The 14354-nt window shown below is 59.9% G+C and carries 13 protein-coding genes and 1 pseudogene; 1 reads left to right on the top strand and 13 read right to left on the bottom strand.

What is annotated here, in order from left to right:
* Window positions 1-38: 38 nt before the first annotated feature.
* A pseudogene (locus ATU_RS26985) lies at window positions 39-422 on the top strand (response regulator); the annotation flags it as partial.
* A gap of 54 nt (window positions 423-476) precedes the next feature.
* Here ATU_RS26985 and ATU_RS02590 read toward each other — a convergent pair.
* The 13 genes from ATU_RS02590 to ATU_RS02530 form a co-directional block, all read right to left on the bottom strand.
* Window positions 477-2324, bottom strand: coding sequence for a methyl-accepting chemotaxis protein (locus ATU_RS02590; protein WP_010970956.1), 1848 nt, complete (start codon window positions 2322-2324; stop codon window positions 477-479).
* 148 nt (window positions 2325-2472) lie between these two features.
* Window positions 2473-3174, bottom strand: coding sequence for a transcriptional regulator VisR (visR, locus tag ATU_RS02585; protein WP_046033492.1), 702 nt, complete (start codon window positions 3172-3174; stop codon window positions 2473-2475).
* A gap of 53 nt (window positions 3175-3227) precedes the next feature.
* On the bottom strand, window positions 3228-3959 hold the full coding sequence (visN, locus tag ATU_RS02580; protein ID WP_006312928.1) for a transcriptional regulator VisN: 732 nt from the start codon (window positions 3957-3959) through the stop codon (window positions 3228-3230).
* Between the two features lie 370 nt (window positions 3960-4329).
* Window positions 4330-6012, bottom strand: a complete 1683-nt coding sequence (gene fliF, locus ATU_RS02575; RefSeq protein ID WP_006312927.1) for a flagellar basal-body MS-ring/collar protein FliF — start codon at window positions 6010-6012, stop codon at window positions 4330-4332.
* Window positions 6013-6138: 126 nt separating this feature from the next.
* A complete protein-coding gene (gene cheT / locus ATU_RS02570; RefSeq protein WP_006312926.1) occupies window positions 6139-6522 on the bottom strand; it encodes a chemotaxis protein CheT in 384 nt (127 codons plus the stop codon).
* Between the two features lie 14 nt (window positions 6523-6536).
* Entirely contained in the window at window positions 6537-7082 is a 546-nt protein-coding gene (gene cheD, locus ATU_RS02565) for a chemoreceptor glutamine deamidase CheD (protein ID WP_006312925.1), read from the bottom strand.
* Complete coding sequence (gene cheY2, locus ATU_RS02560) at window positions 7079-7468, bottom strand: chemotaxis response regulator CheY2 (RefSeq protein ID WP_006312924.1); 390 nt, start codon at window positions 7466-7468, stop codon at window positions 7079-7081. Before cheY2 ends, cheD begins: the two co-directional genes overlap by 4 nt.
* Window positions 7468-8523 (bottom strand): protein-glutamate O-methylesterase CheB, encoded by a 1056-nt coding sequence (gene cheB, locus ATU_RS02555; RefSeq protein WP_010970952.1) that lies wholly within the window; start codon window positions 8521-8523, stop codon window positions 7468-7470. Before cheB ends, cheY2 begins: the two co-directional genes overlap by 1 nt.
* Window positions 8520-9428, bottom strand: coding sequence for a protein-glutamate O-methyltransferase CheR (gene cheR, locus ATU_RS02550; RefSeq protein WP_010970951.1), 909 nt, complete (start codon window positions 9426-9428; stop codon window positions 8520-8522). Before cheR ends, cheB begins: the two co-directional genes overlap by 4 nt.
* Before the next feature lie 13 nt (window positions 9429-9441).
* A complete protein-coding gene (locus ATU_RS02545; protein WP_035256227.1) occupies window positions 9442-11715 on the bottom strand; it encodes a chemotaxis protein CheA in 2274 nt (757 codons plus the stop codon).
* Between the two features lie 16 nt (window positions 11716-11731).
* Entirely contained in the window at window positions 11732-12097 is a 366-nt protein-coding gene (cheY1, locus tag ATU_RS02540) for a chemotaxis response regulator CheY1 (protein WP_003493773.1), read from the bottom strand.
* Entirely contained in the window at window positions 12094-12393 is a 300-nt protein-coding gene (locus tag ATU_RS02535) for an STAS domain-containing protein (RefSeq protein WP_003503483.1), read from the bottom strand. Before ATU_RS02535 ends, cheY1 begins: the two co-directional genes overlap by 4 nt.
* Complete coding sequence (locus ATU_RS02530) at window positions 12393-13988, bottom strand: globin-coupled sensor protein (protein ID WP_289252527.1); 1596 nt, start codon at window positions 13986-13988, stop codon at window positions 12393-12395. Before ATU_RS02530 ends, ATU_RS02535 begins: the two co-directional genes overlap by 1 nt.
* Window positions 13989-14354: the final 366 nt, after the last annotated feature.

The raw sequence follows: 14354 nt of genomic DNA, 5'->3' as shown, positions 1-14354 counted from the left end.
GCGGGACAACCAGTCCCGCAGCAAGCGACCGTCTTCATGGCATTCGGGTGCTGTGCATCGACAACGAGCCGAAAATCCTCGAGGGCATGACGCTGCTTTTGACGGGATGGGGTTGCGATGTCTTGCCCGCAGGTTCCGTGGCGGCGCTGGAAGAACCCTTCCTCACTCTGGCCGCGGCCCCGGATGTCATCATCGCCGACTATCATCTAGATGATGGTGACGGTATCAGCGCCATCCGCCTCATCAGGACATTTTACGGCAAGACGATCCCTGCCCTGCTGGTAACGGCGGATCGCAGCCCGGAAGTGCGCAGCGATGCGGAGAAATACGGGATCTCCGTGCAGCACAAACCGGTTAAGCCTGCGGCGTTGCGTGCCTATATCAACCAGATATCCGGTACGGCGCGGGCAGCGGCCGAATAAAAACTCCCGGACCTTGCGATCCGGGAGCTGCATTGACTTTCAAAAATGGAGAGATCAGGCCGCCCGGTTCAATCGACCCGAACCGGCAGCAGACCCCTGCTCCATCTGGAACCGCTGTACCAGATCGAGCAGCGCCTCCACTTCGCCGGAAAGTACCCGGCTGGCCGCGCTCGACTGTTCGGCCAGCGCTGCATTCTGCTGCGTCATCTGGTCCATCTGGTTAACGGAGCCGTTGACGTTGTGAAGGGCTGAGGACTGGTCCTGCGTCGCCGTCGCGATGGTTTCGACATGCTGGCTGACAGTCACGATCTGCCGGCTGATGGCGGAGAGAACGGTGCCCGCCTCCTGCACCAGCTTCGAACCGGAGCTGACCTCATGGGTCGACTGGTTGATGAGCTGCTTGATTTCACGGGCTGCGTCGGCAGAGCGCTGGGCAAGTTCGCGCACTTCCTGCGCCACGACGGCAAAACCCTTGCCCGCCTCACCCGCGCGCGCCGCTTCAATGCCGGCATTGAGAGCGAGAAGATTGGTCTGGAAGGCGATGTCGTCGATGACCTCGATGATCTGCTCGATCTTGCGCGAGGCGCCTTCGATACGGCTCATGGCGTCGACGGCATTGCTGACAACCGAACCGGAACTGTCGGCGCTCTGCTTGGTGACGCGTACGGCCTCATTTGCCTCCCGTGCCCGCTCGGCCGACGATCTCACGGTAGCGGTGATCTCCTCCACGGCAGCGGCGGTCTCCTCCAGCGAGGCGGCCTGATTTTCCGTGCGTTTCGACAGATCGACCGAAGACTGTTCGATTTCGATGCCACTATTCTGAATGATGAGCGTGCGCTCACGGATCTGCCCCAGCGCATCGCGAAGGTTGAGCAAGGATTCGTTGAAATCCGTGCGCAGCCGGTCGAGGCGGCCTGCAAAGGGCGTCTCGATCGTGCGGCTCAGATCGCCACGCGAAAGCCTGCCGAGGCCGGAGGCGATCTCGCCCACTGCAAACTCGATCTGGCCGTCCAGTTCCTGCTTCTCGGCATCGTTGCGGTGTCGCTCGGACTCGGCCGCGGAGCGTTCCTGCGCACTTTTGCCCTCGATCGCCAGCTTCTCAATCGCATTCTCGCGGAAAATCACCAGAGCGCGGGCGATATTGCCGAATTCATTGGTGTTGGTGGCGTAGGGGATCGGCGTTTCGAGATCGCCGTCCGAAAGCGATTTCACGGCATCTGTCAGCTTGCTAAGCGGTTGAAGCGTGCGCTTTATGACGAAATAGGCGAGTAATCCAACGCCAAGCATGGCAAGCGCGCCGCAAACCACCATCATATCACGCAGGCTGTATATCTGCGCATTGTAGAAATCCATGGGCACACCCACGAACAGGATGCCGACGGTTGCGCCGGTCTTGTTCGTGACCGGCATATAACCGGTCATGTAGCTGGTGCCGAACAGCGTGGCAGTGCCGAAATAGGCCTCGCCCTTGGAGACTTTTTCGAAAGCCGGATGATCGGTGGCAAGCTTGGTGCCTGCCGCTCTCTCACCCTTTTCATTCTTCAGATTGGTGGTCAGTCGAATGAATTCGCCGGCCTTGGCTTCGAAAACCGTGGCGATACCGCCGTTGCCCGCAGCCGTGCGGTCTACGAGATCGTTGTCGCGCATCGTGCCGATGCTGGCACGGCCTACACTCTTCAGGTCACCATCCACCATTTCGAGGGCAACGCCGCCAACCTTCATCTCGTAAAGGATGGCCATGCCCCGCATCGCGCCGTGCGTATCACGCAGCGCGGTGGTGATGATGTTGTCCTTCAAGCGAATGTAGGTCGAAAAACCAACTGCCGCCACGCTGAGCGTGATCAGGCCGATCGTCAGCGCGACGACCTTGCCAGCAACGGACTTAAAGAGCCGGTTGTGCATGAAACAGTTCCCCAAAGCCAAACTTATAAAAAGTTCTAATTGGCAACTGTTAAAAAAACGCGAAGTGCCGATGGCGCCTTTTAGCGGAGTGCAAAAGCCCAGCCGGGCGTTTGACCGGCTTAAGGGGACGGGAGAACCCCGTCCGCCATCAATGGATGTAACCGAGCCTGATGGCCTTGGCGATCGCCTGGATGCGGTTGACGGAATCGAGCTTGATCGTTGCCGAACCGAGATAGGCATTGACGGTGTGCACGGAAAGGCCGAGCTTGACCGCAATCTCTTCGCTGATACGACCATCCCCCGCCAGCTGCAGGCAGGCAATTTCCCTCTCGCTCAGGGCTTCCGAAGGGGCAACCTTGCGCTCATCGAGCGCCAGCATGTCCACCATGATTTCACAGCACTTGATATGCTGCTCGATCACGACCTCATTGTCGAGAATGAGATTGGTGCCGCAGAACACGATGTAGCCGTTGCCGATGGTGCCGAGCCGCACCGGCAGAGCCAGCCCCGCATAGGGCAATGTATCGTTCTCGATACGGCGCAGAAGCGCCGGCACATCGGGAAGATCGGCAAAGCCACCGGCATTCTTGTTGCGCCAGATGACCGGCAAAAGCGACGTCTCGATATGGTCGAGCAGAATGTCGCCGACAGCGCGGATGAACTGCGCGCTCTGTTCTGCGGCATTCATGCCCCAGTTTTCCAGCTCGCAGGTCATCTTCTTCTTGTTGGGGAAGCCGGAAGCGGCAGCCTTCGTGACAACGAAGTTGCGCGCGCCGACCAGCTTCTGCATGGCGACAAGCTTCGGAAACAAATCCGACCGGCTCGTCACGACAGGGCTGCGGTAAAACATGCCCATTCGACCTGTACCCTCATTGTCTTTCGTCTGTACCATCCGTCCGACCATTATACGAGGTTGTTGCGCACGGCGTAGGCAATTGCCTCCGAGCGGGTTTTTGTCGCGGTTTTACGCATCACGCTTGTGATGTAATTATTGATCGTATTGCGTGAAATGCCAAGGATCATCGCAATTTCATCACTTGTCTTGCCTTCCGCGATCCAGAACAGGCACTCGAGCTCACGCTCGGTGAGATCGATATCGCGCACGGTCTTTGCTTCGCTGGCGATGCCGAAGCTGACGCAATACCCCGTCAGCAGGGCGATTTCCCGCAGGCGCTCCGGTGACGGAACCGCTTCTTCCGGAAACAGCAGCAAAAGGGAAAGGCGGATGCGGCCCACACAAAAGGAGAGTGCCGAATATTGCCTGTCTATGCCATAGGGCACGGAAACATCGTCGGGAAGGAGAAGCAATCGCGGCTGAAGCAGCGAAAGGCACTTCTCCATTTCGCTCGACCGGTTCTGGCTGTTGGTGAGTTCAATGCCGAGCCTGCGGACCAGATCGAAAGGCCAGTCGGATGTGACGATGAATTTCAGCCCGGTTTCTTCGAGAAGATCATCTCGCGCCAGCAAATAATGCGAGGCGCCAGCATAGGTTACGAGCAGATCCAGTGCGCCTGCAACGTTACCGGCAGCAGCCGTGGCTGCGACGTTTTTAGCAAGCTGATCGCGCGGCAAGGGCTTACCCATGCCCTCCAGAGGCTTGGCAGACAGCCTGCGGATATCAACATCGACTTTCAATCGCCTACGCCCTCTTGCTCCCAGCGGGAGATTATACCTCGGGATGGAATCATTCCATTCAAGAAGCTTACCAAAACGGAATGGCGCGCCCCCGGAGACCGAATCACTTCATTTTATGGAACCGACCGGAGTTTGCCATTACCTGGCAACAGCCTTTCCACGTATTTCCCAGTTCGTCTATTGCTAAAAAAACATACTGAAAAGCTGTTCAATCCATAAACGGCATTCTCAGCCAATTCCCAGCAAACTGTATCGTTGCTGAATTTTTTGTAAACACTGTCCCGAAACGAGATTGCCACGATGTGCCCGCCAAGCATAGCAAAAACCCCAGAAACGGAAAAAAGGCCGGGTAAAACCGGCCTTTTTGTCATTATGCTGCTTTTTCCACCGCCCATTTGCGCAGGATCTTGGCGGCTCTCTCCTCGCTGATTTCCACCATGCGGGAGAGCCTGCGTTCGGGTCCTTCGCGAACCCGGCGGTTGAATGTGCCTTCGCCATCGCCGCCAGCCAGAAGATCGTCGGTGCTGTCGAAACCGAAATCCGCCCCGAAACCTTCCATGAGACCACCTGCACCCGCCTCCATGCCCGGAGAGAAGTCCGGCAATTCGAGACCGGCGGACTCCTGGCTGAGCTGAGCCGCAGCCGAACCGTTGGCAGTGACCGTGCGGACCAGAGGGCGTACACCGAGCCAGACTACGAGGAAGGCGACGGCGACGAAGGCGAGTGAGTTGATGATGCCGGCGGAATTTCGGCTCAGCACTTCCATGACACCCGGCCCACTGGCAGCCTCGTCAAGCAGCTGCGTTTCGAGGAAGTCCATCGCCGTCAGGGTGACAATGTCGCCACGATCGGAAGAAATGCCTGCGGCCGAGGTGACGATCTTCTGCATTTCCGCAAGATAGGCGTCGATCTTGGCCTGATCGGCCGGTTCGCCGACCATCTTGGCAATACGGCCCTTGTTGACGACCACGGCAACCGAAATCTTTTCGAGGGTATAGCCGTTCTTGACCGTGGCAACCGTCTTGGAATTGATCTCGTAGTTGGTCTGCTCTTCCTTCTTTGCCGACTGATCGGAAGACTGCGGGCCACCACCGCCGCCCTGGGGCGCGGCCTGCGGCACGTTCTGCTCCACGGTCGCGGCCGTATCCGGCTGCGTTTCCTGGGATTTCTGGTCTTCCTTCACCGTGCGAACGGAGCGTTCCACGCGCGATTCCGGGTCGTAAACGGTCTCCTGGACCTGGCGGCTGTCAGTATTGATCTGCGCCGTCACACTCGAGCGGAAATTGTCTATGCCGAGGAAAGGCGCCAGCGCCTTGTCGATATTGGTCGTAATTTCCTGCTGAACATTTTGGGCCAGCGTCAGCGACCGGTTCATCGCGGCGTTGGTGACATCATCGCCGGAGGCCAGAAGCTGGCCGGTCGAATCGAGCAGTGTCACGTCATCGACTTCGAGACCGGGAACGGCCGAGGCGACGAGATGGCGAATGGAGGCGGAGGCCTTGCGGCCTGCGGATGCGCTCGCGCGGATCATCACCGATGCCGTGGGTTTCTGTTCGCCACGGCGGAAATTGCCGACGTCAGGCAGGACGATATGAACGCGGGCAGCGGAAACGCCATCGATCTGCTGGATGGAGCGGCCGATCTCGCCCTCAAGGGCACGAACGCGCGTCACTTCCTGCATGAAGGACGTCAGGCCGAGGGAGCCGACATTGTCAAAAAGCTCATAACCCGCATTGGCACTGTCGGGTAGGCCGCGTTCAGCCAGAAGCAGCCGTGCCTTGCTGGTGAGCCCGACCGGAACCTGAAGGCTGGAACCATCGGTCCCGACCTGAAAGTCCAGACCCGATTCGGCGAGTGCAATGCTGATCTTGTTGAGGTCACTTTTTTCAAGACCCACATAGAGGGTCTCGTAAGCAGGACGGTTCACATAAAGCGCTGCAGCCAGGATGATGGCCATGGACAATACGCCCACGCCGCCCAGCATCAGCAGCCGCGTCTGGCCCAGCGCCGCGACATTCTTCAAGACCTGAGGGATTTGATTTAACAGATTCATTCTGTTCCGCACCGTCATTCATAGAGTCCGAGACCTTTTGGCCCCGTCGTGACAATAGGGTGCGAAGCTTGCGCGAGCGTTGCCTTCCTCCGCATTCAGCGAAGGAAGGAACGGCCGGAATATGTTCTAGAAGAGGTCGAAGTCGCCGGAAGCCTTGTCGAGCGGCTGGGAATGGCCGTGGCGGAAGGCCGCGCCGAGCGCCTTTTGCATTTCGGCAAGCTTGACGAGGCTGAGTGCGGTGGAGACATCCACGAACCAGTCTGCGGGGATGGAGCCGGTGATGGTATCGATGAATTCGGCAAGGCCACGGGTTTTCTGGACGGCAAGGTCGATGCCCTGCAACAGCTTGACGCCTTCGGCGGACAATTGACCGCTGGTCACATCAAGCAATTGCGGCTCGATGCGCTCGATGAGATAGGCGACGTCGTGCAGTTCCGATACCACCCGCATCAGTACATCCGGCAGGGCTTCTTCGAACGGAGTGGTGGCGGTGTGCTCTGCAAGCTGCATTGGAAACTCCGTGACTAGAAAAATTCGATGTCGTTGGCGACGGGTTTGGGTGCCGGCACCGGACGTGTTTCCATGGCAACCGTCTTCTGGGTTTCCGCACCGCTGAGCGGATGCTGACGCGCGCGTCCAGAGACCGGCCAGAACTCGATCTTGCGGCCATGATCCCCGCCCGTGGAGGAGCTGATGACCGGAATGCCTTCGTCCTTCAGGAACTGCATGGCAAAGATGGCGTTCTGCTCGCCGACATTCGAGAAGCTGGCGATCGTCTTGGCGCCGCCGAAAACCTTGGCTTCCAGCCGGTCGCGGCGGGCGCCCTGCTTCAAGAGACCGTTGATCAGCAGCTCCATGAGATGCACGCCATAACGCGTCGCATCTCCGCCGGTCACATTGCCCGTTCCCGGCAGCAGGAAGTGGTTCATTCCTCCGAGGCCGGCAACGGGGTCTCTCAGACAGGCGGCCACGCACGAACCGAGTATCGTCGTCATCACCACGTCGGGATCGCTGACAACCTTATACTCGCCCTGAATGATATGTACGCGCTTGGCCGCAGCTTCCATCATTTCAGCGATCCGAAAACCGCTTCGATGGCCGCGCGCATCTTGTCGATGGTGAAGGGCTTGGCCAGCACGTTGTTGGCGCCGAGCTGGGCTGCCTTCTGCACCAGCGCGCGGTCACCCTGCGCGGTGAGAATGATGAAGGCGGCCTTCTTGGTGGTCGGGTTGGCCCGCACCGCGTGCAGGAAACCGAGGCCGTCCATCTTCGGCATGTTGAAGTCGGAGATGACGAGATGATGGGGCTGCTGCTCCATGATCTTCAATCCCTGCTCGCCGTCGCCAGCGGAGGTGATCTGCTTGAAGCCCAGCTGTGTCAGCGCATCGCTGAGGAGCAGCCGGCTGGTCACCTGATCGTCAACGATCAGAACTTTGATCTTTTCTGCGAGAGACATTAGTCAGCACCTTCTTTGCGGGCAGTGGTTAGTTTCAGGATTTCTTCGCCGATGGAGGCCAACGGCAATTGCTGTTCCACCGCGCCAAGCTCATAGGCCACGCGGGGCATGCCATAGACGACACATGTTTTTTCGTTCTGGCCAACGGTGCGCGCACCGGCATGGCGCATTTTCAAAAGCCCGGCCGCGCCATCGCGGCCCATGCCGGTCAAGATGACACCGACGGCGTTGCGTCCGGCAAGCTCGGCCACCGAATCGAACAGCACATCGACGGAGGGGCGATGGCCATTGACGGGGTCGCGGTCCAGAAGCCGGCAGCAGGGTGCGGACCGGTTGGCGATCTGTAAATGACGCTCACCGCCCGGCGCGAGGTAGATCTTGCCGGTCTGCAGGCGCGCGCCGTCCGTCGCCTCTTCCACCACGGGGGCGCAGATGCGGTTCAGCCTCTCCGCGAAACTCTTGGTGAAGGTCGGCGGCATGTGCTGGGTAATGACTGTCGGCGGGCAATTGGCCGGGAATTTCTGCAGCACCGCGATTAGCGCTTCGACGCCGCCGGTGGAGGAGCCGATGGCGACGACCTTACGACCCGCCCGATATTCGCTCATCGGAACCGGCTGCGGTGCGGCAGCGGTTTCCGGCCGGGTGGCGCGGTAGGCGGCATGTTGCGAACGGGCGGCGGCCTTCACCTTGTCGGCCAGATCGCCGAAGGGGCGCGCGTCACCGGGAGCCGGCTTGCCGACACAGTCGAAAGCGCCGATTTCAAGCGCGGCAAGCGATGCATCCGCGCCGCGATGGGTCAGTGACGAGACCATGATGACCGGCATGGGGCGCAGGCGCATGATCTTTTCGAGAAATTCGAGGCCATTCATCTCGGGCATCTCGATGTCGAGCGTCACAACATCGGGATTGAGCTGCTTGATGGCGGCACGTGCTTCCATGGCATTGCCGGCCTGGCCGACCACCTCGACTTCCGGATCGGCCTTGAGGACGGCCGAAATCAGGCCGCGCATGGTGGGGGAGTCGTCAACGACGAGGACCCGTGCGAGTGCGCTCATGCCTTCCTCCCGGATGCGTGACCGATGAAGCGGTAGGTGGTGATGCCGGTATTGTCGAACACGTTCTTGGCGTCACCGGACACACGTTCGGAATGGCCGATATAGAGGTGGCCGCCTTCCGGCAGCAGGCCCGCGAAACGCGACCAGATGCGCACCTGCGTCGGCTCGTCGAAATAGATGACGACGTTGCGGCAGAAGATGACGTCGAAATTGCCTTTGAAGGGCCATTGCGTCATCAGGTTCAGCTCGTTGAAGGTGATGAGACGCTTGACCTTGTCATCGATGCGGAACTTGCGGCGACCGCCGGCATCGACCTCGGTGAACCATTGCTTGCGCATGGCAGGAGACACGGTTTCAAGCGCGTTGTCATCGTAAACGCCGGCACGGGCCTGCGCCAGAATCTTGGGATCGATATCGGTGGCCAGAATCTTGAAATCGTAATCGGCCGCATTCGGGAACATGGCCAGTACGGTCAGCGCAATCGAATAGGGTTCCTGCCCGTCGGAGCAGGCCGCCGACCAGATGCGGACACGCCCGCCACTCTTGGCACGAGCGATGAGGCCCGGCAGGACCTCGTCACGCAGATGTTCGAAATGATGGTTCTCGCGGAAGAAGCGGGTGAAATTTGTCGTCAGGTGCGACAGCATTTCCCGGCGCGGCTGTGCACCTTCGGACGAAGACACCAGTGCGCAATATTCGCGAAAGCCGGAAAGACCGAGATTGCGGATATGTTTCGAGAGGCGGGAATAGACCAGCGACGCCTTGGTGTCGTTGAGATAGATGCCCGCATCGGCATAGATCATCGCAGCGATCTCCGACAAATCGCGCCGTGTCAGCGGATATTCGCCGCTGGCAAGAACGTCATCGGGAGACTGTCGCTGATCGCTGAGATTAAGTGCTGCCATTGGATATCCGCCTTCAACCCGTCGCCGCGAGTGACATTTCCTGTTTCAGTGGCTGTCCGCGCGAGGCGCTGACGATGGCATCGACATCCAGAATGAGCGCTACACGTCCGTCACCGAGAATGGTGGCGGCGGCGATGCCCGGAACATGGGTATAGTTGGCTTCCAAAGATTTGATGACGACCTGGCGCTGGCCCTGGATCGCATCGACCATCAGAGCACGTTGGCCGCCGCCTTCCGATTCCACCAGAAGCGCCACACCTTCGACAGGATCGGCCTGGGTCGGACGGAAGTTCAGGACACGACCGACATCCACCAGCGGGCAGAAGGAGTTGCGGATGGAGATCAGCCGCTGGTTGGAACCGAAGGAGTGGATGTTCTTCGCTTCCGGCTGCAGGGTTTCGACGATTGCCGTCAGAGGAACGACGAGCGTCTGACCGGCCACGGTCACCACCATACCGTCGAGAACGGCAAGCGTCAGCGGCAGGCTCATGGTGAAGGTCGAGCCGAGGCCCGGACGCGACGAGATGCTGATGCGGCCGCCGAGCGCCTGAATGGAACGCTTGACCACATCCATGCCCACACCGCGGCCGGAAATGTCGGAAATCTTGTCTGCCGTCGAGAAGCCCGGCGCGAAGATCAGATTGTCGATCTCCTCGTCGGTCAGGTTCGCATCGGCGGCAATCAGATCGTTGTCGATCGCCTTCTGGCGGACGCGCTCACGGTTGATGCCGGCGCCATCGTCCTGAAGCTCGATGAGGATACGGCCCGAACGGTGCTTGGCCGAAAGCTTGATGGTGCCTTCCGGGTTCTTGCCCGCGGCTTCGCGCTTTTCCGGCGTCTCGATGCCATGGTCGACGGCATTGCGGATCATGTGGGTCAGGGGTTCGGCCAGCTTGTCGATGACCGTCTTGTCGACTTCCGTGTTCTCACCTTCGGTGACGAGGCGGATCTGCTTGCCGATCATGTCGGCGACTTCGCGGACGATACGCGACATGCGCTGGAAGACGGGCTTCACCGGCTGCGCGCGGATGGCCATGACGCTGTCCTGGATTTCGCGCGTCAGCTGCTGCAGCTCGTCCAGACCCATATTAACGGCGGAGGTGCCGCTCGCATCGTTTTCGATGACGCTCTGCGACAGCATCGCCTGATTGATGACAAGCTCGCCGACGAGATTGATCAGGCGGTCGACGCGATCGAGGTCGACGCGGATGGTCTGGCCGGCACTCGCATTGGCGGCGGCATTGGCGTTCGCCTGCGCTGCGGCCGGCGCTGCCGCCGCCTCGCGCTTTTCGATAGCGGCATTGACGCTCTGGGCGATCTGCGTCGTCGCGACGGCAGCTTCGACGGTTGCGGCAACGTAGGCATCTTCCATCGCGGGGGTCGCGACGGCGGGTTCGTCCTGCGCATCACCATCGAGAGCAGACAGATCGAACGGAACCGGGATCATCGGCAGTTCTTCTTCGTCCGCGGACGCGTCCGAAACAACTGCGGTGATTTCGAGATCGCAATCCCATTCGGCGAATTCGAAGACGCTGCGGATTCCTTCCTCACCCTTTTCGGTGGCGATGGAAACCGTCCAGGAGAGATAGGAGGCTTCGGGATCGAGCTTGTCGAGCGCCGGCAGGTCGGACATGTCGCAATTGACGCTCATGTCGCCGATGCGCGAGAGATCACGTAGCAGAAGTGCCGCCTCATTGCCCTTGGAATAAAGCGAGGCGTGCGGCTTGAACGTAATCTGGAAGGTCGGCACCTCCATCAGCGGCGTCGTCTCGTCGGCAAAATCGGAGAAAGAGAACGGGATCGGCTCGAAACCGCTTTCATCCGTCGGCTTCGGTGCTGCGGGCGCCTTGACGGGTTCCGGCGCCTTAACAGCGACAGGAGCCGGCGCGGATGCCGGAACGGCTTCGCCATTGGCCAGCGCTTCCAGTTCCTTGACGAGGCCACGGGTGCGGCTTTCATCGACGCTGCCGCCGTCTCTGGCCGCGTTGGTCAGATCCGCCAGCACATCGGCGGAGCGCAGCATGACTTTTAGAACGTCCTGTGTCGGTTCCAGCTTGTTGGAGCGAACGCAGTCGAGGGTCGTTTCAAAAACGTGGGCGAAGGCCACGAGATCATCGAGACCAAAGGCACCGGCCCCGCCCTTGATGGAATGAACGGCACGGAAAACGGCGTTGACGGTTTCCGGATCACGGTCCCCGTCATTCAATTTAAGAAGCCCCGATTCCAGTTCAGCGAGCTGTTCCTCGCACTCCTGGAAAAAGATTTCCTTGATTTCGTTCATATCCATCGTGAAATGTCCCGTATCAGGCGGTTACGCGCTCAATGGCATCGATGAGTTTTGCAGGGTCGAACGGCTTGACGATCCAGCCGGTCGCACCGGCCTGGCGGGCGCGGTTCTTCTTTTCCGCATCGCTTTCGGTCGTCAGAACGAGGATCGGGATCGCACGGTATTTTTCGTTGCGCCGCACGCCCTCGATGAAGCCGAAACCGTCGAGACGCGGCATGTTGATGTCGGTTACGATGACATCCGGGTTGCTCTGTTCCAGCACTTCGAGACCCTCGATGCCGTCTTCGGCCTGAATGGTTTCGAAACCGGCATTGTTGAGCGTGACCAGGAGCATGTTCCTGATCGTTCTGGAATCATCCACGGTAAGAACTTTTTTCTTCACTTTTGCATCTCCTTAGGGAGCAAATGGTCGATATCGACGCCTATCAGTTTCATGGTCTTGTCGAATGCATCGGAAACCCTTGCGAAACCGAAGGGCTTGCCATCCTCTTCCCAGGATTTCGCGCCGGCCATGAGGACCTGGGCGCAAAGCGCGCCAATGCGCTCCACCTCGGACGCATCGACCGACAAAGGTGCTCCTCTCAGCGTCATCAGCTTGCCGTGCAGAGCCGATGCTTCGTTGAGATCCAGCACCGGTGACAGTTTCAGCGTCGCCTCAGCTGCTTTTCTGGCTGCCATTACATGACTCCCTGACGTCTGAATTGTTGGTAATTCTGGCTGTTATCCGTGCGGTTATCCCCACGGGCCATAAATGATGAGTGCTGCCAGTCCGCACCGGCGGCGGCAGCGAAATGTTCCTGGCGGGCAATACGGAACGCGCGCACGGTGCGGCCGAGTTCCAGAATGACGGTGTGCAGCGCATCGGCCTCGGAGGCGCTGGCGCCCATGTCGGCGACATTCCGCCCGGCCTGCCGTTGCTGTTCGTCTATATCACCGGCGACCGATTGCAATTCTCCGGCGTGGTCGGCGGTGTGCCGCGAAACCTCGGCGATCATGTCGTTGATCCCGGATACCTGCCGGACGACCCCGCCAATGGCCTCCTGCGTGCGGTTCACCATGCGCACCCCACCCTCGACCTGCGTTTTGGTGGAGCCGACAAGGCTCTTGATCTCTCTTGCGGCATCGGCGGAACGCTGGGCCAATGCCCGGACTTCCTGCGCAACGACGGCGAAACCGCGTCCGCTGTCGCCGGCCCGTGCCGCCTCGATGCCGGCATTGAGGGCGAGAAGGTTGGTCTGGAAGGCGATCTCGTCGATGGTGCCGATGATCCGTCCGATCTGTTCGGCTGATTGTTCGATATCCGACATGGCGTCGATCGCCTCGCCGATCGCCCTCCCGCTTTCGACGGCCGCGTCGCGGGCGCTGGAAACCGCCTTTTCCGTCGCCGATATACGGGCGCCGTTTTCAGCCACATGCGCAATCATCACCTGGAGTGCACGGGAGGTCTCGGTAAGCGCTTCGGCCTGCTGGCGTGAACGCTCCGCAATCGAGCGGCCGATATCGGCAAAGCGGGCGCTCAGCGCCTCGGCCTCGCCTACACCGTTCTGGGCGGCTATCAGCGACGCGCCGATCGTCTCGAGCGCCGTGTTGAAGGTGGCTGCGACGTCCCTGTAAGCGTCGGGCACATCGTCCCCGATGCGGGCCTGCAAATTGCCCGCGGCAAAGGCGGTCAGGGCCGTGCCCAGCAAATTCGCCGCTTCCGAGCGGTCATTCTCGCGCTGTTCCTGGAGTTCGCGGCCATGGCGCAGGCGCAGTTCGTTGAAGCGCAGCGACACGGCAATCTCGGTATCGACCATCACCAGCCGGACGACGTTCTTCACGGCGTCCGCCAGTTCGCGGCTCTTTTTACGGTTGCCGGGCAGGATGGAGCGGGGCGCGTGTTCAGCCACCAGCCCGCCGAGCAGATGCTCCAGAACGACGGCGTGGCTAGCGATCTGCCAGCGCGGATCGAGACCCATGCGACCGGCATTATCGGAAAGAACCTTCACCCGCTCGGCATAAAGCGCATCGAAACGCGCATCCGTCAGGACGCTCCAGTGCGAGGATTGCAGATCGTGCAGGCGATCGAGTTGGTTTTCGCTTTCGAAGGACGGCGAACAGTCCGGCATGGACTGGAAACGGGTCATCACGTCGCGCAGGCCGGCCTTGACGTAAGGCTCCAGCATGCCGCGATAATTGCGCAGGAAATCGGATTGCATCTCATCAAGGCCGGCAAAGCGCAACCGTCCTGCCAGGCTTCCGCCTGCCGATCTACGCGCTTGATCTGATGGCAAATCGTGCCCCAACCGACGTCCCCAACAACATGATGGCCGGTAAAACCCGGCCAATTGGCCAAGGTTCAAAACGCCAGCACCCTCCAGGGATTTTTGAACGAACATACCCATCGTGGACGATGAGGCATCGACGCTTGCCAGACCTTCTTGAACCAAGAAACGAAAATACCGGATCGAGCCCGGTACGGCAGTGCGGCGTCATGCCTGGAAGGGGAGGAACCCCATTCCGCCGTGGAAATACCACCAATCTTTATGGTTAATTCCTTGCTTGAAAGTTAAGAAACATAAGCACCGGCCTCAAACGGTAAAATTTGTAAAAGCTTTTAGCCATTGTCGCCCTTACTTTGCCGCAAACGGGCAAAAACG

The sequence above is a fragment of the Agrobacterium fabrum str. C58 genome, assembly GCF_000092025.1.
Taxonomy (GTDB): domain Bacteria; phylum Pseudomonadota; class Alphaproteobacteria; order Rhizobiales; family Rhizobiaceae; genus Agrobacterium; species Agrobacterium fabrum.
This window is presented reverse-complemented; position numbering and strand designations above follow the sequence as displayed.

Bases quoted from the DNA above. Each gene is read 5' to 3' on its own strand.
- cheY2 (WP_006312924.1), bottom strand. From the start codon at position 7,468: ATGTCTCTCGCAGAAAAGATCAAAGTTCTGATCGTTGACGATCAGGTG.
- cheR (WP_010970951.1), bottom strand. From the start codon at position 9,428: ATGGCAGCACTTAATCTCAGCGATCAGCGACAGTCTCCCGATGACGTT.
- cheD (WP_006312925.1), bottom strand. From the start codon at position 7,082: ATGATGGAAGCTGCGGCCAAGCGCGTACATATCATTCAGGGCGAGTAT.
- ATU_RS02590 (WP_010970956.1), bottom strand. From the start codon at position 2,324: ATGCACAACCGGCTCTTTAAGTCCGTTGCTGGCAAGGTCGTCGCGCTG.
- ATU_RS02545 (WP_035256227.1), bottom strand. From the start codon at position 11,715: ATGGATATGAACGAAATCAAGGAAATCTTTTTCCAGGAGTGCGAGGAA.
- cheB (WP_010970952.1), bottom strand. From the start codon at position 8,523: ATGAGCGCACTCGCACGGGTCCTCGTCGTTGACGACTCCCCCACCATG.
- fliF (WP_006312927.1), bottom strand. From the start codon at position 6,012: ATGAATCTGTTAAATCAAATCCCTCAGGTCTTGAAGAATGTCGCGGCG.
- ATU_RS02535 (WP_003503483.1), bottom strand. From the start codon at position 12,393: ATGGCAGCCAGAAAAGCAGCTGAGGCGACGCTGAAACTGTCACCGGTG.
- cheT (WP_006312926.1), bottom strand. From the start codon at position 6,522: ATGCAGCTTGCAGAGCACACCGCCACCACTCCGTTCGAAGAAGCCCTG.
- visR (WP_046033492.1), bottom strand. From the start codon at position 3,174: ATGTTTTACCGCAGCCCTGTCGTGACGAGCCGGTCGGATTTGTTTCCG.